Genomic DNA, 18,212 nt, shown 5'->3' with positions numbered 1-18,212 from the left:
AGCGACCCCCACATCACCTCGCGTACGGGTTGTCACTCGGCGGCCGCCGCCTCCGCACCACCAGGGCCACCACACCCCCGGCCACCACCAGCGCACCCGCCCCAACTGCCACCCCGACGCCCACCCACGACGTCCCCGCCTCCCGCTGCCCCGCTTGCTGCTGCCCGGCCGGCGCAGCAGAGGCGGAAGCCGGCGGTGCAACGGAGGAGGAAGCGGGCGGCGCCGCGGGAGTCCCGGACGCGGACGGTGACACCGGACTGGGCGACTCGGCAGACGCCGACGGCGTCACGCTGCCCGCCGCGTCCGCCAGAGGACTGACATCGGCCGGTCCCGGATCACCCGGCGTGGTCAGCGCGACGCGCGGCCGGACGATTCCGTACCCGATGAAGTCGGTCCGGCTCGAACCGTCCTTGGGCTTCCCGGCCGTGTTGATCAGCACCCGGGCGATCTGGTTCGGAGCCCAATCGGGATGAACCGACCAGAGAAGCGCCGCCGAGGCGGAGACCAGGGCGGTTGCGTCGGAAGTGCCGTGCTTCTTGCAGTAGCCGGATTCCGCGACACACGACGTGTAGATGTCCACCCCCGGAGCCGCGATGTCGATCTGCGGACCGTGCTCGGACTCCCCGGTGGCCGTTCCGGCCTGATCGGCCGCCGCCACCGCCATGATGCTCGGCAGAGCCGCGGGATACAGAACGGGATTCCCCTCCTGCCCACTGTTTCCGGCACCTGCGACGACGAGCGCGCCCTTCCCGTTGGCGTACTCGACGGCCTTCTCGAGCTCGGCGATGTCCCCCGTGGAGACCCCGGAGGAACCCGCGACCGACGAGACATTGATGACCCTCGCCCCTTGGTCCGCCGCGTAGGTGATGCCCTGACTCACCTGCTTCAGGTAACCGGAGGCATCGATCGGCTGGGCCGGGTCGTCGTTGATGTTTATCTTGATCGGGAGGATTCTGGCCTCGGGTGCCAGACCGTACGCGCCTTTCCCTCCCAGGCCCTTCCCGGACCCCGCGATGAGACCGGCGATTCCCGTGCCGTGACCGCTCTTGTCGACGCCGAGCCCACCGGACAGTCCGCTCATGTCCTTGCCCGACAACAGTTGCCCGGCCAGATCCGGATGATCGAGCCGGAAGCCGCCGTCGATCACCGCCACGGTGACTCCCCGGCCCTTGCTCGTCTGCCAGATCTCGGGCGCCTTCATGGTGTCAAGGTGCCACTGCTGGTCGCGGATCGAATCCACCGCGACTGCCGGCCCAATCGTCAGCCCGACCACGATACCGGCCGACAGCAGCACCGCGGCGAACCTCCGCCCGCGCACACGTACGTCCGTCCGCCGCATCACTGCTCCCTCGTCACTTTCCCCGCCGGAAGCGGGTATTGCCCCACACGGAACTGCCCGGCCACCGGGTGGGCCCAGTGGCCGGGCAGTCGTTCCGCACTACTCAACCACGCCCGGGTTGCTCTTCGGAGTACCGCCGGTCCAGGTCTCCTCGTCCTCGTGCAGGTAGTCGGCCCGCCGGCGCCGTTCGCGCTCGCGCCGCTCCCCCGCGCCGCCCGTCATGCCCGGGCCCATCATGCCGTTCTGGCCCGGCCGCGCCGCGCCCTCGGCAGCCGCCGCCCCGGCCGCGGCCGCCCGGTTGCGCAGACCGCTGCCGCCCGGGGTGAACTCCCCGCCGGCCACCGGTCCCTTCGCGCCGCCGACCACACCGCCGACGGTCGAGCTGTACCCACGACCGCGCGAACCACCGACCGCGCCACCACCGTGGCCGCCACCCGGGTGCATCCCGCCGCCCGGACCGCCGAAGCCGCCACCGCCGGCGGACCCACCGGCCCGGCCCTGGGCCGCCTCACGCGCCCCGAAGACGGCCCCGCCGTTGGTCGGTACCGGAGCACCGCCCTTCGCCGACGGGTTCCCGCCCCCGAAGGTGCTGGTCCGGTTCGGGGGAACGGAGCCCCCGCCGCCACCCTTCAGCGGCACGGTTCCCCCGGTGAACGGTCCGGTGCCGCCCAACGGAATCGGCCCGCCACCCAGGAAGGGACCGGGCCCTCCGCCCGGGATGCCCGGCTGACCGGGACCGCCACCCTGTGGGTACGGCGTCACGGGGCCGCCACCCGCCGGCCCCACCGGACCGGTGTGCCCGGGCAGTGTCGGCACCGTCGGCAGGCTGTCCAGCCCGGTACCGGGACGGTCCCCGGGGAACGTGGTCGGCGGAGTCACCGTCCCGGGCGTGCTCGGGTCGCCCGGCAGCGGCACCGAACCACCGTGCGACGGCGGGATCGGAGTGCTGTGCCCCGGAGTCCTCGGCCCGTCCGGCACCGACGCGGGCGGACGCGGCGTCACGGAACCGCCACTGCTGACGTAACCACCGCCGGTCTGGCTGGAGCCTCCGCCGCTGTATCCGCTACGACCGACCGGCCGGTAGGCACCACCGGTGGAACCGCCACCGGACCCCACGACCACCTCTGATCCGCCGTCGACCGCCTTCGGGCCGTCACCGGGGGTGCCCGGCAGTTCGGGCAGCTTGAGCCCGTTCAACTGGGCGGTGGCCGCCTCGTACGCCTGCCCCAGCGTCTCCATCTGGTGGATGGCTTCCTGGTGCGCCGTGTCCACCCGCTTCTGTGCCGCCGCGGCCTCCGCGTAGGAGACCCAGGTCGGGTCCTCCTTCTTCATGATCGCGTCGGTCGTGGCGGTCGGGTTGCCGAATCCGGTGACGGCCAACGGCGAGGGCTTCAGGCACGGCTGCGCGGCGTGCCGCTTCACCAGGTCGATGTCCTTGGTCGGCACCTCCGGCACGCCGGTCTTGGCGCCGCCCAGGGCCTCGCCCGCCAGGACCATCGCGTCGCCGGCGCCCTTGGAGTACTCGCCGATCATGGCCGTCGACTTGTTGAGGTTGCCGGCCCACGTCTTGAAGTTCTCGGCGGCCGGACCCTCCCACTGGATCTGTCCGACGTGGGCGGCCAGTGACCTGCTGAGTTCGTCCAGCACTCGCGCGGCGTTCTTGAGCTGGTTGCCGCGGCTGACCACCTTCGCCGGGTCGCTGCCGGCGACCATGCCCTTGAGCTGGGGGTGGCCGATCCCCTCGAAATTCGTTCCGCCTGCCATCAGTTGCTCCCCGTTTCACCGAAGCGGACACGCACCACGATCATCAGTACGTGCCGGTCGCCGACGGCGACCCGCCAGGTCCGCCGTCCGCGTTCTTCGCGACCGCGTTGACCGCCGTCGTCTGGTGCTCCTCGTTGCTGCCGTAGCTGCCCGCCGTCTGGGCGACCGCCCGGCCCATCTTGTCGATCTGCTCCGCGAGCGACTTCGAGAGCTGCAGGATCGCGGCGTGCGTCCGGTCGTACGCGGCCATCAGGTCCGTGGACTCGTGGAAGCCGGTGCCGAGGTTGCCGGCGCTCAGCTTCTGTTCCTTGATGTTGTGCTGCGCCGCCTCCGAGCCCTCCAGTGAGGCCAGGAGCGCGTCGACCTTCTTCTTGAACGTGGTCAGCGTGTCGAGCTCGATCTTGACGTCCTTGGAGCCGAACGCCGCCACCAGTGCGGTGGCGCTCACGTCGACCTGGACCTGGCCGACCACACGACCGACCCAACTGTTGTCGAGCGTCCACGGCTTCACCTCGCCGTTGGGGCCCTCGGCCCAGCCCGCGCCGCCCGGTCCAGCCTCGCCTGGCACAGCAATCCACCTCTCCCCCGTGCGCGGCGCACCCCCGCAGGTCGCCGCGCCGCGACACACCGTCAACTACTCGGTCGTACTCGGTCGTAGCGGCCCCGCACCGTCCACGCCTCGGGACGAGCGGCGCCTCGGTCATCGTAGCCACCGCCTCCGTCGGACCGGCAGGGCCCATGGCCCGCTTGTACGCGATCGGTACGAACTTGACACGTGCGGCCCGGCGCGCGGTGCGCCGGGCCGTCGGGCCGTGCGGGTGGGAGCGGCTGCTCGCCGGTGGCTCCCGGGCGGGGCTCAGACCTGCTCGGCCAGCTCCAGCCAGCTCATCTCCAGCTCCTCCTTCTCGTCCCGGACCGCCCGCAGCCGGCTGTCCAGCTCGGCGACCTTGGAGAAGTCGGCGGCGTGCTCGGCGAGCTGGGCGTGCAGCTTGGACTCCTTCTCGTCCAGCTTGGCGATCTGCCGCTCCAGCTTCTGCATCTCCTTCTTGGCCGCCCGCAGGTCCCCGCCGGACAGCGCGGGCGCCCCGGCCTCCGTGCCGCCCGCCGCCGGCGCTGCCGCCGCCGCGCCGGTGGCGGCGGCCGAAGCCGCCGCGGCCACTGCGGCGGCCATCGCGGCCCGCCGCTCCAGGTACTCGTCGACGCCGTTCGGCAGCATCCGCATCCGCCGGTCGCCGAGCAGCGCGTACGTCACGTCGGTGGTCCGCTCGATGAAGAAGCGGTCGTGGCTGATGACGACCATCGAGCCGGGCCAGCCGTCGAGCAGGTCCTCCAGCTGATTGAGCGTCTCGATGTCGAGGTCGTTGGTGGGCTCGTCGAGGAACAGCACGTTGGGCTCGTCCATCAGCAGCCGGAGCAGCTGGAGCCGGCGCCGCTCGCCGCCGGAGAGGTCGCCGACCGGCGTCCACTGCTTGTCCTTGCCGAAGCCGAACTGCTCGCAGAGCTGGCCGGCGCTCATCTCCCGGCCCTTGCCGAGGTCGACTCGGGAGCGGACCTGCTCGACGGCCTGCAGCACTCGGGTGGCCGGGTCCAGCTCGGCGACCTCCTGGGAGAGGTACGCCAGGCGCACCGTCTTGCCGACCTTGATGACCCCGGACGTCGGCTGGACGTCGCCCTCCGAGGCGTAGGCGTCGCGCATCGCGCGCAGCAGCGAGGTCTTGCCGGCGCCGTTGACGCCGAGCAGGCCGATCCGGTCGCCGGGGCCGAGCTGCCAGGTGATGTTCTCCATCAGCAGCTTGGGGCCGGCCTTGACGGTCACGCCCTCCAGGTCGAAGACCGTCCGCCCGAGGCGCGCGTTGGCGAACTTCATCAGCTCGCTCTTGTCGCGCGGCTCGGGGACGTCGGCGATGAGCGCGTTGGCGGCCTCGATGCGGTAGCGGGGCTTGGAGGTACGGGCCGGGGCGCCGCGGCGCAGCCAGGCCAGCTCCTTGCGGGCGAGGTTCTGGCGCTTCTGCTCCTCGACGGCCTCGATCCGGGACCGCTCGGCGCGCGCGAAGACGTAGTCGGAGTAGCCGCCCTCGTACTCGTGGACGGCGCCGTGCTGGACGTCCCACATCCGGGTGCAGACCTGGTCGAGGAACCAGCGGTCGTGGGTGACGCAGACCAGCCCGGAGCGGCGGGACTGGAGGTGCCGGGCGAGCCAGGCGATGCCCTCGACGTCGAGGTGGTTGGTGGGCTCGTCGAGGACGATGAGGTCCGGCGAGCCGAGCAGCAGCTTGGCGAGGGCGATCCGGCGGCGCTCGCCACCGGAGAGCGGGCCGATGACGGTGTCCAGGCCGTCGGGGAACCCGGGCAGGTCGAGGCCGCCGAAGAGGCCCTCGATGATGTCGCGGATGCGGGCGTCGCCGAGCCACTCGTGGTCGGCGCGGTCGGCGATGACCTCGTGCCGGATGGTGGCGGTCGGGTCCAGCGAGTCGTGCTGGGTGAGGACGTCCAGCTGGAGGCCGCCGGACCAGGTGATCCGGCCGCCGTCGGGCTCCTCCAGCTTGGCGAGCATCCGGATCAGGGTGGTCTTGCCGTCGCCGTTGCGTCCGACGACACCGATCCGGTCGCCCTCGCTGACGCCGAGGCTGACCCCGTCCAGAAGGGCCCGGGTGCCGTAGACCTTCGTGACGGACTCGATGGTGGCGAGGTTGACGGCCACGTGTGCTGCGCTCCTGGGTTCGACGGTCCGGGCTCGGGCGGAGCCTCGGAGCCTCCCAGCCTAGTGGGCCCGTCCCGGGTCGCCGCGCGCTCGGCCGATCGCCCGACCGGCCCGGCGGCCCGACCGGTCGCTACGCGCCCGGCCCCGGCACCACGATGCCCGGCGAGCCCGCCGCCACGGCAGCACCCGGCACCGGCCCGTGGGTGGCGTGCGCGGTCCGGCAGCTGCCGGAGGCGCGCAGCGCGGCGGCGACCGCCTCGGCGCCCTCGGCGTCCTTGGCCAGGAAGGCGCAGGTCGGCCCGGAGCCGGAGACCAGCGCCCCGAGCGCCCCGGCCGCGGTGCCGGCCCGGAGGGTGTCGGCGAGGGCGGGGCGCAGCGACAGCGCGGCCGGCTGGAGGTCGTTGGCCAGGGCGGCGGCCAGCGCGACGGCGTCGCCGTCGGCGAGGGCGGCGAGCAGGGCGGGGTCGGCGTCGGGGGTGGCCACCTCGGCGTCGCCGGAGCCGGTGCCGGCCTCCTCGCGCAGGCGGTCGCACTCGCGGAAGACGGCGGGGGTGGACAGGCCGCCGTCGGCGACCGCGAAGACCCAGTGGTAGCTGCCGGTGACGGGCAGCGGCTCCAGGATCTCGCCCCGCCCGCGGCCCAGGGCGACGCCGCCGACCAGGGCGAACGGCACGTCCGAGCCAAGCTCGGCGGCCAGCTCCAGCAGTGTGTCGGCCGGCGTACCGAGCCCCCACAGGGCGTCGCAGGCGACCAGCGCCGCCGCGCCGTCGGCGCTGCCGCCGGCCATGCCGCCCGCGACCGGGATGGCCTTGGCGATGTGCAGGTGGACGTCGGGCTCGGCGAGGCCGTGGCGGGCGGCGAGCAGCCGGGCGGCGCGGGCGGCGAGGTTGCTCCCGTCCAGCGGGACGGCGTCGGCGTCCGGTCCGGTGCAGCTCAGGGTGACGCCCGCGCCGGGCTCGCCCGCCGTCGCCGTCACCTCGTCGCCGAGGGCGACCGCGAAGAAGACGTTGGCCAGGTCGTGGAAGCCGTCGGCGCGCAGGCCGCCGACCCCGAGCTGGACGTTGACCTTGGCGGGCACGCGTACCGTGACGCTCACGGGATCCATCCCCTACTCCGGCTTGTGCTCGGCGATGGCGGCGAACTGCTCGACGGTGAGCATCTCGCCGCGCAGCTTGTGGTCGATGCCGGCGGCGGCGAGCGCCTGCTCGGCCGCGGCGGCGGAGCCGGCCCAGCCGGCCAGCGCGGCCCGCAGGGTCTTGCGGCGCTGGGCGAACGCGGCGTCGACGACCGCGAACACCTCCTCGCGGCTCGCGGTGGTGCTCGGCGGGTCGCGGCGGACCAGCGAGACCAGCCCGGAGTCGACGTTGGGGGCGGGCCAGAAGACGTTGCGGCCGATGGCCCCGGCCCGCTTCACGTCGGCGTACCAGTTGGCCTTGACCGAGGGGACGCCGTACACCTTGTTGCCGGGCTCGGCCGCGAGCCGGTCGGCGACCTCGCTCTGCACCATGACCAGGGTGCGCTCGATGCTGGGGAAGGTGGCGAGCATGTGCAGCAGCACCGGCACGGCCACGTTGTACGGCAGGTTGGCGACCAGCGCGGTCGGCGCGGGGCCGGGCAGCTCGGTGACCAGCATGGCGTCGCTGAACACCAGGTCGAACGCCTCGGCCTTCCCGGGCATCCGGGCGGCGACGGTGTCGGGCAGGTGCCGCGCCAGCACCGGGTCGATCTCCACCGCGGTGACGTGCCGGGCGACCTCCAGCAGCGCGAGCGTCAGCGACCCGAGGCCGGGCCCGACCTCGACCACCGCGTCCTCGCCGGTCACCTCCGCGGCCCGGACGATCCGCCGCACGGTGTTGCCGTCGATGACGAAGTTCTGCCCGCGCTGCTTGGTCGGCTTCACGCCGAACGCGTCCGCCAGCGCCCGGATGTCCGCGCCGCCGAGCAAGGGGGTCCCCCCGGCCGAAGGCTGGGGGCGGCTGTCAGAAGTGGGGTCGGTGCTGCTCACCCGCCAAGGATACGGGCGCGCGGCACCCTCACAGCTCGACGACCGCCGCGAGGTCGATCTCCACGGGGTAGGGGACGGTGGTGCGCAGCACGCCCTCGTGCTGGGCGACGGGCAGGTAGACGCCCTTCTCCTCGTCCCGGTGGAACTCGTGGACGATCGGGAGGTCGTCGATGCCGCGCTCGACCCGCCAGTAGTACGGGATGCCCTTGTCGGCGTACTGCCCGGGCTTGCGGAAGCGGTCGTTGGCCCGGGTCCCGTGCGAGACGACCTCCACGGTGAGCACCACGGCCTCGGGCGGGAGGCACTCCAGCTCGAAGACATCGATGCCGGTCTTGTCGAACACCACGACATCCGGCTTGGTCGTGTTGTCCTCGTCCAGCAGCACGCAGCGCTCGACGTTCGCCGCGTAAGGCGTGACCCGCGCACTGCGCAGTGCCGAGTACAGCTCGTCCCGCACCTGGTCGTGCCACTGATTCGTCTGCCCCCGGACCACGATGACTCCGTCCACAAGATCCCAATCGAACGGCAGGTCGAGGTTCTTGACCTGCTCGTACGTCCGCAGTTGGGACAGCGGGTGCGACGAGTCGTGATGATCCTCGACGGGTCCGTCGATCGGCATGGCGGTCATGGCCACCTCCCTCACTGCACTCATGCTAACCAGCCTAGAAAGCCGTCACGAGTGCCGAATCGTTCCGCCGCAACCCGACATTCGTTCGATCGGATCAGTACCCGAACGCCCGCGCCGTGTTCTCCGCGATCGCCCCGGCGAGCTCCTCCTCCGACAGGCCCAGGGTGTCGGCCATCGAGCGGACCGTGACCGGGATGAGGTACGGGGCGTTGGGGCGGCCGCGGTAGGGGTGGGGGGTGAGGAAGGGGGCGTCGGTCTCGACCAGGATCCGGTCGAGCGGGGTGGCGGACAGGGCGTCGCGCAGCGGCTGGTTGGCCTTGAAGGTGACCGGGCCGGCGAAGGAGAGGTACCAGCCGTGCTCGGCGCAGACCTTGGCCATCTCGGCGTCGCCGGAGTAGCAGTGGAAGACGGTCCGCTCGGGGGCGCCCTCCTCCAGCAGGACGGCGACGACGTCCTCGTGGGCGTCCCGGTCGTGGATCACCAGGGCCTTGCCGTGCCGCTTGGCCATCGCGATGTGGCGGCGGAACGACTCCTTCTGGATCTCGACGCCCTCCGGCCCGGTGCGGAAGTAGTCGAGGCCGGTCTCGCCGACCGCGCGGACCTGCGGCAGCGCCGCGAGCGCGTCGATCTCGGCCAGCGCCGCGTCGAGCGCGGCCTGCCCTCCGGGCTCCCGCCGCTGCCCGGACCAGCCGTCGGGGTCGCCGAGGAAGATCCGCGGCGCCTCGTTGGGGTGCAGGGCGACGGCGGCGTGCACCTGCTCGAACCGGGCCGCCAGTTCGGCGGCCCAGCGCGAGCCCGGCACGTCGCAGCCGACCTGGACGACGGTGGTCACCCCGACCGAGGCGGCCTTGGCCAGGCCCTCCTCGGGGGTGCCGGACTGCATGTCCAGATGGGTGTGCGAGTCGGCGACCGCCACCGCCAGCGGGGCGGGCAGCGGCGGCGGGGTGGACCGGTCGTCGTCCTTCTTCGGCATCAGTCGTCCTTCACCGGCCTCAGGAGGCCGGCTTCTCCTCGAGACGGGGGAACAGGATCTCGCCCTTGGTGACGGTGGCACCGGCGGGCAGCCGGCCCCACTGCGCGGCCTCGGCGACGGTCTGCCCGGCGAGCGCCCCCAGCCCCTCGGCAGCGCCGAGCGAGGCCCAGAGCTTCTCGGCGGTGGTCGGCATCACCGGGTTGAGCAGCACCGCGGTGGCCCGCAGCGCCTCGGCGGCGGTGTAGAGGATGGTGGCCAGCCGGTCCCGGCCCTCGGCCGAGTCGTCCTTGGCGACCTTCCACGGCTCCTGCTCGGTGAGGTAGCCGTTGACCTGCTTGACGAAGTCGAAGACGGCCGCGAGCCCGCCCGCGAAGTCCAGCTCCTCGCCGATCTTCCGGTCGGCGGTCGCGACGGCCGCCGCGAGGCCCTCGGCGACGGCCCGCTCGGCCTCGCCCGGCGCCGCCGCGGCCGGCAGCACGCCGTCGAAGTACTTGCCGACCATGGCCGCCAGCCGGGAGGCGAGGTTGCCGAAGTCGTTGGCCAGCTCGGAGGTGTACCGGGCGGTGAAGTCCTCCCAGGAGAACGAGCCGTCGGTGCCGAACGGGATCGCCCGCAGGAAGTAGTAGCGGTAGGCGTCCACGCCGAAGTGCGAGGTCAGGTCGGTGGGCGCGATGCCGGTCAGGTTGGACTTGGACATCTTCTCGCCGCCGACCATCAGCCAGCCGTTGGCGACGACCCGCTTCGGCAGCGGCAGGCCGGCGGCCATCAGCATCGCGGGCCAGATCACCGCGTGGAAGCGCAGGATGTCCTTGCCGACGAGGTGCACCGAGGCCGGCCACAGCTCGGCGAAGCGCTCCGGGTCGGCGCCGTAGCCGGCCGCGGTGATGTAGTTCTGCAGTGCGTCCACCCACACGTAGAGCACGTGCTTCTCGTCCCAGGGCAGCGGGACGCCCCAGTTGAAGGTGGAGCGGGAGATGGAGAGGTCCTGCAGTCCCTGCTCGACGAAGCGCAGCACCTCGTTGCGGGCCGACTCGGGGGCGATGAAGCCGGGGTTCTGGGCGTAGAACTCCAGCAGCTTCGGGCCGTACGCGGAGAGGCGGAAGAAGTAGTTCTCCTCCTCCAGCCACTCGACCGGCTTCTTGTGGATGGGGCAGAGCTTCTCGCCCTCGGTGGCGCCGTCGAGCAGTTCGGCGGGGAGCTTGTACTCCTCGCAGCCGACGCAGTACGGGCCGGAGTAGCCGCCCTTGTAGATCTCGCCCTTGTCGTACAGGTCCTGGACGAACTCCTGCACCCGGGCGGTGTGCCGCTCCTGGGTGGTGCGGATGAAGTCGTCGTTGGCGATCTCCAGGTGCTGCCAGAGCGGCTTCCAGGCCTCCTCGACCAGCCTGTCGCACCACTCCTGCGGGGTGACGCCGTTGGCCTCGGCGGTGCGCAGGATCTTCTGACCGTGCTCGTCGGTGCCGGTCAGGTACCACACCTTCTCGCCGCGCTGGCGGTGCCAGCGGGTCAGCACGTCGCCCGCCACGGTGGTGTACGCGTGGCCGAGGTGGGGGCGGTCGTTGACGTAGTAGATCGGGGTGGTGACGTAGTACGCGGGGGTGGTGCCCCCGCTGGTGCTGTGGTGCTCTGCAGTGGCGGCCATGGTCCGCAAGCTTAGTCGGGCCCGCGCGGGCCCCCGCACGGCGAGGGCCGGTGGCCCCGCGGCCACCGGCCCTGCGCCTCCTCGTCGGCGGGCCTCCGCCTCCCAGCCGGGGCCCGCCTCCTCCTCGTCAGCCGCGCAGCCGCGCCCAGAACCGCGCCCAGCGCCCGCCCGTCGGGGCGGGCCGCACCGGCCGGCCCGTCCCGGGCGCCCCGGCCGGCTCGGCGTGGGCCGCGAACCCGGGGGCGTGCTGCAACGACCGGTCCGCGACGCTGACCCGGCCCTCGCGCATGATCCGCACGGTGTGGCCGCCGCAGCCCGGGCAGGTCGGCTTGAGCAGCGGCGACGGCACCCGGACTCCGTTGGCGTGGTACTCGAAGACGACGTGCCCGTCCCGGGCCACGTGGTGCTCGATGTCGTACGCCTGCTCCCAGCCGTACCCGCAGCTCAGGCACGCGAAGGAGTAGGCCTCCCGGACGGTCTCGACGGGAGTCTGCGTCCGGCCGTTCGGGCCGGTGCCGCTCGGGCCGGGGTCGCTCAGGGCGTTGCCACCGCGGGGGCTACCGATCGTCTCGCTCATAGCCGTCTCCCAGCGCCCGCCGGGCGCTCGCCCGGCTGGGTCTTTCCATCCCAGGAAATGCCCGGATCGCTCCGGGCGATGCCCCTCTTGTGAAGACTTGGAGGCAGATTGGGAATCCCTATACGAAAGGGTGGGTCCTGTCCGGGAACCTCGACCGAAGCTTCGGCCCGACGGGCGTTCTCCCGGGGCCTTCTCCCCACGGTACGCGCCCGCACGCGCTGTGGCACATCGCCCGCGAACGGTACGTACCCGCAGCTCAGCGGCTTGTCGCGGTCAGTTCAGGACGGTTCACCGACCGTGCGCCCGGGGCCCGCCGCAGCCGCGTTCTTGGCCGCCACGACCGCGTCGAAGACCTCCCTCTTGGGCAACGACAGTTCGGACGCGACCGCCGCGATGGCCTCCTTGCGGCGCTCTCCGGCCTCCTCCCGGACGGCCACCAGCCGGGCCAGCTCGGCCGGCGTCAGCTCCTGCGGCGCGGCCGGCGGCGCGCCCGCCACGACCACGGTGATCTCGCCCTTGACGCCCTCGGCCGCCCAGGCCGCGAGTTCGCCGATCGGGCCGCGCCGGACCTCCTCGTAGGTCTTGGTCAGCTCGCGGCAGACGGCGGCGGGCCGCTCGGCGCCGAACGCCTCGGCCATCGCGGTGAGCGCCTCGGCGATCCGGTGCGGGGCCTCGAAGAAGACCATGGTGCGGGGCTCGGCGGCGACCGAGGCCAGCTGCCGGGCCCGGTCGCCGCTCTTGCGCGGCAGGAATCCCTCGAAGGTGAACCGGTCGACCGGCAGCCCGGACAGCGCCAGCGCGGTCAGCACCGCGGACGGCCCGGGCACCGCGGTCACCTTGACGTCGGCGGCCACCGCGGCCGCCACCAGCCGGTAGCCGGGGTCGGAGACGGACGGCATCCCGGCGTCGGTCACCAGCAGCACCCGGGCACCGCCGAGCAGCGCCTCGACGAGTTCGGGGGTGCGCCCGACCTCGTTGCCCTCGAAGTAGGAGACCACCCGCCCGGTCGGGGTCACCCCGAGCGCCTGGGTGAGCCGGCGCAGCCGCCGGGTGTCCTCGGCCGCGATGACGTCCGCGGTGGCCAGCTCCGTGAGCAGCCGGGGCGGGGCGTCCGAGACGTCGCCGATGGGGGTGCCTGCCAGTACCAGTACTCCTGTCACGGGCCCCATCCTTCCAGCAACCGGCGGCCGGGCGCTTTTGGTGACGATTCGGGCAGCTTCGGAGGGACCCTCCGCAGCCTCGTCCCGCGCCCCTACGATGTGGCGGATGAACGGCGACACGGCGGCGCAGACGCCCACTGGTACAGACCACACCGCGCGGGGTGACGTCGGCGTGCCGGTCCTGACGGACCAGCCGTCGCCCGCTCTGCCCGGCCCCCGGGACCCGGACGACGGCACCGGAGCCGTCGGCCCCGACGGCTCCATACCGGCGCCGCCCCGCCCCGCCTGGCTGCGCGGCCTGGGCCGCTTCGGCTACTCGCCACCGCCCGCCGCCACCCTGGCCGAACGCCTGGTCCCGCCGATGCCGGACGGCCGGGGCGTCACCCCCGAGCGGGTGCCGCCCTCCCCCCTGCTGCTCCGCCTGGGCCTGTCCCTGCCGGCGCCGCTCTGGTCCTGGCTGGTGCGCTGGTCCGGCTGGCTCGGCCCGCTCGTGGTGGCCCTGTTCGCCGGCGCACTGCGGTTCGACAACCTCGGCTCGCCGGACGCGATCATCTTCGACGAGACCTACTACGCCAAGGACGCCTACGCGCTCTGGCACGGCGGCTACGAGATCAGCTGGCCGGAGGGCGCCAACGACCACATCATGGCGGGCGACCCGGTCCCGTACCGGCCGAACCCCTCGTACGTGGTGCATCCGCCGGTCGGCAAGTGGATCATCGGCGCCGGCATCCAGATCTTCGGGATGAACCCCTTCGGCTGGCGGTTCGCGGTGGCCCTGCTCGGCACCCTCTCGGTGCTGATGGTGGCCCGGATCGCCCGCCGGCTGTTCCGCTCGACCCTGCTGGGCTGCGTGGCGGGCCTGCTGCTCGCGGTGGACGGCCTGCACTTCGTGATGAGCCGGTCCGCGCTGCTGGACCTGGTGGTGATGTTCTGGATCCTCGCCGCCTTCGGCTGCCTGCTGCTGGACCGCGACCGCACCCGGGCCCGGATCGCCGCCCGTCTCGCGGCGCACGGCGACGGCGGGCCGGACACCGCGCTCGCCCACCGGATGAACCTGGGCTGGCGCCCGTACCGGATCGCGGCCGGTGTCTGCGTCGGCCTGACCTGCGCGACCAAGTGGAGCGGCCTGTACGTGGCGGCCGCCTTCGGCCTGATGACCGTGCTGTGGGACGTGGGCTCGCGCCGACTGGCCGGCGCCGACCGCCCCTACCTGTGGACGCTGGTCCGGGACGCGGTGCCCGCCTTCGTCTCGATCGTGGTGTCCTCGGTGGTCGTCTACATCACCTCCTGGTGGGGCTGGTTCGCCAGCAGCAACGTGCCGAACCAGGGCGGCTACGGCCGCGACTGGGCGGTCGGCCGCTCCACCGACTACCCGTGGATCCCCGAGGGCCTGCGCTCGCTCTGGCACTACCACTCGACGGTCTACGACTTCCACACCCACCTGAGCGACCCGCACACCTACCAGTCGAACCCGTGGAGCTGGCTGGTGCTGGGCCGGCCGGTGTCCTTCTTCTACGAGTCCCCGAAGCAGGGGACGGCCGGCTGCACGGTGAACGAGTGCGCCCGCGAGGTGCTGGGCATCGGCACCCCGCTGCTCTGGTGGACCGGTGTGATCGCCCTGGTCTACTGCCTGTGGCGGTGGGCGGCTCGCCGCGACTGGCGGGCCGGCGCGGTGCTCTGCGGCCTGGCCGCCGGCTACCTGCCCTGGTTCGCCTACCAGCAGCGGACGATCTTCCTCTTCTACGCGGTCTGCTTCGTGCCGTTCCTGGTGCTCGCCGTGACGATGCTGGTGGGAGCGCTGATCGGACCCGCGGGGGCGTCCCGGGACCGCCGGATCATCGGCTCCGCGGCAGCCGGCCTGGTGGTCCTGCTGATCATGTGGAACTTCCTGTTCTTCCACCCCCTGTACACCGGCGAGACGATCCCGATGGAGGACTGGCGCCGCCGGATGTGGTTCAACACCTGGATCTGACGACGGCCGGGCGCCGCGCGGGGACGGCGGCCGGGCGGCGAAGGGTACCGAAGTGGTACGCGACACGTACCAGAACCGTCACAACACCCGGTCCCTTCGTCGGTGCGCGGAATCCGGCTGCCTAGGCTGGGCTCCGAACGCGCATCCGGCCACCTCCGGCTGCGGCCGATCGCCTGACCCTTGGGGGAACATCACCATGCGCAATGGCGCGAAGACCGGCATCATCACCGGCGTGGCCGTCGCCATGCTCGCCGCCGGCGGCTACGGGGCGTACAGCCTCGTCGGCGGCTCGGACGACAAGGGCGAGCCCACCGCCAAGAAGCAGCGCACGGTGGTCGCCGAACCCCCGAGCGCCGAGCAGGCCGCGGCCGGGGCCAAGGACTTCCTGGACGCCTGGGCGGCCGGCGACCTGGCCAAGGCGGCCGCGCTGACCGACGACCCGGCCGCCGCGACCACCGCGCTGAGCGCGTTCCGCGACCAGGTGAAGCCGAGCGGGCTCACCCTGGCATCCTCCGGCCCGGCCACCCCGGCGGCCTTCGCCTCGGCCACCGGCACCCCCTCCCCCGCCAGGACCACGGCCCCCGCCACCGCACCGGCCACCCCGGGCGACGCGACCGCCGGCGACTCCGCGTCCCCGACCGCCTCCGCCGCCCCGACCGGGGTGCTGATGGGCTTCAAGGCCCGCGCCGAGTTCGAGGGCACCAACCGGGTCTGGGACTACAACGGCTTCCTCGGCGTCGTGAAGATGAGCGACGACACCCCGGCCGTGCACTGGGCGCCGTCGGTGATCCACCCGCACCTGGGCGCGGGCGAGACGATCTCCGTCCAGCCGCTGCCCCCGCTGGCCGGCAACGTGGTGGACCGCAACAACAAGGCGCTGAACAGCCCCTCGATCACCCCGCTGGTCGCCACGGTGCAGGCCAAGGTCGCCAAGCTGCTCGCGGACCAGAACAAGGACCAGAGCGACAACGGCACCGGCGTGGTGATCACCAACGCGGCCGACCAGAACAGCACCCCCGACCGGCTGTTCACCATCGTCGACCCCAAGCCCCCGAAGCCCTTCAAGCTGACCATCGACGCCAACCTGCAGGCCGCCGCCGAGAAGGCGATGACCGACCTGGGCGGCAAGAAGGGCTCGATCGTCGCCATCGAGCCGAGCACCGGCCAGGTCCTGGCCTTCGCCAACGCGCCGGTCACCGGTCTGAACCGGGCCTTCCAGGGCCAGCTCGCCCCGGGCTCCACGCTGAAGATCCTCACCTCCACCGCCCTGCTGGAGGCCGGGGTCAACCCGGACACCCCGGTGCCCTGCCCGACCCTGAGCAGCAACCCGAAGAAGATCCCGAACTCGTTCCCCGACGCGTACCCGAACAACACGCTCCAGCAGGACTTCATGATCTCCTGCAACACGGCCTTCATCGACCAGGGCCTGACCAGCCTCAAGCCGGGCGCGCTGACCACCACCGCCAAGGACGTCTACGGCATCGGCCTGAACTGGCAGACCGGCCTGCCCAGCTTCGACGCCGTGGTGCCGGACGCCGGCACCAACAAGGACGAGCAGGCCATGCAGTCCATCGGCCAGGGCAAGGTCCAGATGAACCCGCTGGCCATCGCCTCGATCACGGCCACCGTGCAGAGCGGCAGTTTCAAGCAGCCGATCCTGGTCGCCGAGCTGCCGCAGCAGAAGGCCGCCCGGGACATGACCCCCGACGTCGCCGGCAAGCTGCGCCAGATGATGGCGGCCACCGCCACCGGCGGCACCGCCCAGGGCGTGATGGCCGGGATCTCCGACAACGCGGGCGCCAAGACCGGCTCCGCCGAGGCCACCGGCATCGCCACCACCAACAGCTGGTTCACCGCCTACCGGGGCAACCTCGCGGTCGCCGCCGAGGTCGAGGGCGGCGGCCACGGTGTGGACGCCGCCGGTCCCGCCGTCGCCTCGATCATCAAGGCCGCCGGCAACCGCTGACACCCCCGGGGGAACCGCGGATCCTCGGCAGCCGCCCGGGCCCGTCCTACCGCGTCGTCGGCAGGGCGGGCCCGGTCTGTGCCAGCAGGCAGGCCGACGGGACGGGCGGGCGGGCGCTCCACCGCCGGGCGGCCAGCCGGGGCCAGATCACCAGGACGGCCGGCAGCGCCAGGTAGCCGAACCGCCCGGCCGGCGCCAGCATGAAAGCGATCGCCAGCCCGGCGGCCAGCAGATCGGCACCGGCGATCGCGGAGACCGGCGGCCGGGCCAGCAGCCAGACCGTCACCCCCAGCCCGCCGACGGTCAGCAGCACCAGTGAGGCGATGTGCCCGCTGGGCCCGAACCCGGCCAGCACCTTGCCGGGCAGCGGACTGCCGGCCGGCGTCTGGATCGCGGTCAGCCCGAGCGGGAAGCGCACCACCTGCTCGCGCAGCTCCTCGGCCCGCGCCAGCACGTACGGCACCATGACGGCGGACGCCGCGCCGAGCGCGGTCAGCCCGGCCCGGGCGGCCGGCCGCCGCCCGTAGAGCCGCCAGAGCAGCAGGACGGCCACCGGCAGCGCCGGCCAGACCGTCCACTTCAGGGTCCCGGCCAGCGCCAGCACCAGCCCTGCCGCGATGGTCCGGTCCCGCTCGGCGAGCGCCATGGCCAGGCAGCAGAGCCCGATCAGCGGCAGGTCCACCCCGCCGCCGACCAGCGCCAGCGCGACCAGCGGCGAGGCGGTGAGCACGGTCAGCGGCAGCAGCGGCGCGCGGTCCCTGGTGGGCCGCAGCAGCCGCCAGCTCGCCAGCAGGCAGGCGACGAAGGCCAGCGCGAACCAGATCCGGGCGTCCCCGGCCAGCCGCGCGGCGGCACTGCCCTCGCCGAGCAGCGCGTGCGGCACCCCGAACAGCGACATCGCCGGCAGGTACGGGTTGTAGTCGGTGACCGTCACCGGATGCGGCAGGTACGGGCTGCCGGTGGTGAACAGCAGGTGCGCGGAGCGCTCGACCACCATCACCTCGGACTGGTGGCGGCCCTGCAGCACGAGCAGCACCAGCGGCACCAGCACGGCACCCAGCAGGGCGGCCGCCGCCCCGGCCCGGGCGGCGAAGCGGCGTGGCAGGACCAGGCAGAGCAGCCCGGCGAGCAGGTAGGCGGGGGCCGCGAGGGTGCCCCACAGGCGCTGGTTGGGCAGGTCGGAGACGAGCGGGAAGCCGGCCGCCCAGGCGGTGGCGGCCAGGCAGCCGAGCAGCTGGACGCCGCGGTGGGCGACGAGGCCGGGCGGGTTCAGCCGATCGGCCGGGGCGGGCGGGCCGCTCCCACCGCGCTGGTGGGGGAACGACCGGCGGGACGGGCCGCCGCGCAGACGGCCGCGCCGGGCGGAGGAGGTGGCCGGGGGAACGGTCGGCGGAACGGTCGGGGCGGGCGTCGTCGGGGTCGCGCCCCGGCCGGTGAAGCGGCCGCGCGGGCGGGAATGGCCGGGCGTGCGGGTGCTCACCATGG

Annotated in this window: 14 protein-coding genes; 2 read left to right on the top strand and 12 right to left on the bottom strand. The window is 73.1% G+C overall.

Annotation, left to right across the window (positions count from 1 at the left end):
* Positions 1 to 13: 13 nt before the first annotated feature.
* The 11 genes from mycP to rsmI all read right to left on the bottom strand — a co-directional run bounded on the left by mycP (position 14) and on the right by rsmI (position 12,789).
* The gene (gene mycP, locus ACFVUH_RS28510) at positions 14 to 1,294 is read right to left on the bottom strand and encodes a type VII secretion-associated serine protease mycosin (RefSeq protein WP_387916147.1); all 1,281 of its coding nucleotides are present in this window, start codon (positions 1,292 to 1,294) and stop codon (positions 14 to 16) included.
* Between the two features lie 144 nt (positions 1,295 to 1,438).
* Positions 1,439 to 3,103, bottom strand: a complete 1,665-nt coding sequence (locus tag ACFVUH_RS28505; RefSeq protein ID WP_387916145.1) for a WXG100 family type VII secretion target — start codon at positions 3,101 to 3,103, stop codon at positions 1,439 to 1,441.
* A gap of 43 nt (positions 3,104 to 3,146) precedes the next feature.
* Positions 3,147 to 3,671 (bottom strand): hypothetical protein, encoded by a 525-nt coding sequence (locus ACFVUH_RS28500; protein WP_387916143.1) that lies wholly within the window; start codon positions 3,669 to 3,671, stop codon positions 3,147 to 3,149.
* A gap of 288 nt (positions 3,672 to 3,959) precedes the next feature.
* Positions 3,960 to 5,804 (bottom strand): ABC-F family ATP-binding cassette domain-containing protein, encoded by a 1,845-nt coding sequence (locus tag ACFVUH_RS28495; protein ID WP_387916142.1) that lies wholly within the window; start codon positions 5,802 to 5,804, stop codon positions 3,960 to 3,962.
* Between the two features lie 130 nt (positions 5,805 to 5,934).
* Complete coding sequence (locus tag ACFVUH_RS28490; RefSeq protein WP_387916141.1) at positions 5,935 to 6,909, bottom strand: 4-(cytidine 5'-diphospho)-2-C-methyl-D-erythritol kinase; 975 nt, start codon at positions 6,907 to 6,909, stop codon at positions 5,935 to 5,937.
* A 3-nt stretch (positions 6,910 to 6,912) separates the two neighbouring features.
* Positions 6,913 to 7,809 carry a 16S rRNA (adenine(1518)-N(6)/adenine(1519)-N(6))-dimethyltransferase RsmA gene (rsmA, locus tag ACFVUH_RS28485; protein ID WP_355370259.1) on the bottom strand — a complete coding sequence of 299 codons (897 nt, stop codon included), beginning with the start codon at positions 7,807 to 7,809 and terminating at the stop codon, positions 6,913 to 6,915.
* Between the two features lie 28 nt (positions 7,810 to 7,837).
* The gene (locus ACFVUH_RS28480) at positions 7,838 to 8,461 is read right to left on the bottom strand and encodes a Uma2 family endonuclease (RefSeq protein ID WP_355370261.1); all 624 of its coding nucleotides are present in this window, start codon (positions 8,459 to 8,461) and stop codon (positions 7,838 to 7,840) included.
* 70 nt (positions 8,462 to 8,531) lie between these two features.
* Positions 8,532 to 9,410: a TatD family hydrolase gene (locus ACFVUH_RS28475; protein ID WP_387916139.1), complete on the bottom strand. Its 879-nt coding sequence runs from the start codon at positions 9,408 to 9,410 to the stop codon at positions 8,532 to 8,534.
* Positions 9,411 to 9,429: 19 nt separating this feature from the next.
* Entirely contained in the window at positions 9,430 to 11,052 is a 1,623-nt protein-coding gene (gene metG / locus ACFVUH_RS28470) for a methionine--tRNA ligase (RefSeq protein WP_387916137.1), read from the bottom strand.
* Positions 11,053 to 11,179: 127 nt separating this feature from the next.
* A complete protein-coding gene (locus ACFVUH_RS28465) occupies positions 11,180 to 11,629 on the bottom strand; it encodes a hypothetical protein (protein WP_355370270.1) in 450 nt (149 codons plus the stop codon).
* A gap of 278 nt (positions 11,630 to 11,907) precedes the next feature.
* Entirely contained in the window at positions 11,908 to 12,789 is an 882-nt protein-coding gene (gene rsmI, locus ACFVUH_RS28460) for a 16S rRNA (cytidine(1402)-2'-O)-methyltransferase (RefSeq protein ID WP_355370273.1), read from the bottom strand.
* Positions 12,790 to 12,895: 106 nt separating this feature from the next.
* Here rsmI and ACFVUH_RS28455 point away from each other — a divergent pair, with 106 nt between their 5' ends.
* On the top strand, positions 12,896 to 14,761 hold the full coding sequence (locus ACFVUH_RS28455; protein ID WP_387916136.1) for a dolichyl-phosphate-mannose--protein mannosyltransferase: 1,866 nt from the start codon (positions 12,896 to 12,898) through the stop codon (positions 14,759 to 14,761).
* Between the two features lie 196 nt (positions 14,762 to 14,957).
* Entirely contained in the window at positions 14,958 to 16,727 is a 1,770-nt protein-coding gene (locus ACFVUH_RS28450) for a penicillin-binding transpeptidase domain-containing protein (protein ID WP_355370279.1), read from the top strand.
* Positions 16,728 to 16,773: 46 nt separating this feature from the next.
* On the opposite strand, the gene ACFVUH_RS28445 is transcribed toward ACFVUH_RS28450, so the two are convergent.
* On the bottom strand, positions 16,774 to 18,210 hold the full coding sequence (locus tag ACFVUH_RS28445) for a glycosyltransferase 87 family protein (RefSeq protein ID WP_387916134.1): 1,437 nt from the start codon (positions 18,208 to 18,210) through the stop codon (positions 16,774 to 16,776).
* Positions 18,211 to 18,212: the final 2 nt, after the last annotated feature.

It is taken from the genome of Kitasatospora sp. NPDC058032, from assembly GCF_042885845.1.
Taxonomy (GTDB): domain Bacteria; phylum Actinomycetota; class Actinomycetes; order Streptomycetales; family Streptomycetaceae; genus Kitasatospora.
The sequence above is the reverse complement of the archived record's forward strand: the minus strand, read 5'-3'. Positions and strand labels throughout refer to the sequence as shown.

Excerpts from the sequence above, each read along its gene's own strand:
- ACFVUH_RS28505 (WP_387916145.1), bottom strand. The coding sequence starts at position 3,103 with ATGGCAGGCGGAACGAATTTCGAGGGGATCGGCCACCCCCAGCTCAAG.
- ACFVUH_RS28490 (WP_387916141.1), bottom strand. The coding sequence starts at position 6,909 with ATGGATCCCGTGAGCGTCACGGTACGCGTGCCCGCCAAGGTCAACGTC.
- ACFVUH_RS28480 (WP_355370261.1), bottom strand. The coding sequence starts at position 8,461 with ATGAGTGCAGTGAGGGAGGTGGCCATGACCGCCATGCCGATCGACGGA.
- ACFVUH_RS28475 (WP_387916139.1), bottom strand. The coding sequence starts at position 9,410 with ATGCCGAAGAAGGACGACGACCGGTCCACCCCGCCGCCGCTGCCCGCC.
- metG (WP_387916137.1), bottom strand. The coding sequence starts at position 11,052 with ATGGCCGCCACTGCAGAGCACCACAGCACCAGCGGGGGCACCACCCCC.
- ACFVUH_RS28465 (WP_355370270.1), bottom strand. The coding sequence starts at position 11,629 with ATGAGCGAGACGATCGGTAGCCCCCGCGGTGGCAACGCCCTGAGCGAC.
- ACFVUH_RS28455 (WP_387916136.1), top strand. The coding sequence starts at position 12,896 with ATGAACGGCGACACGGCGGCGCAGACGCCCACTGGTACAGACCACACC.
- ACFVUH_RS28450 (WP_355370279.1), top strand. The coding sequence starts at position 14,958 with ATGCGCAATGGCGCGAAGACCGGCATCATCACCGGCGTGGCCGTCGCC.
- ACFVUH_RS28445 (WP_387916134.1), bottom strand. The coding sequence starts at position 18,210 with ATGGTGAGCACCCGCACGCCCGGCCATTCCCGCCCGCGCGGCCGCTTC.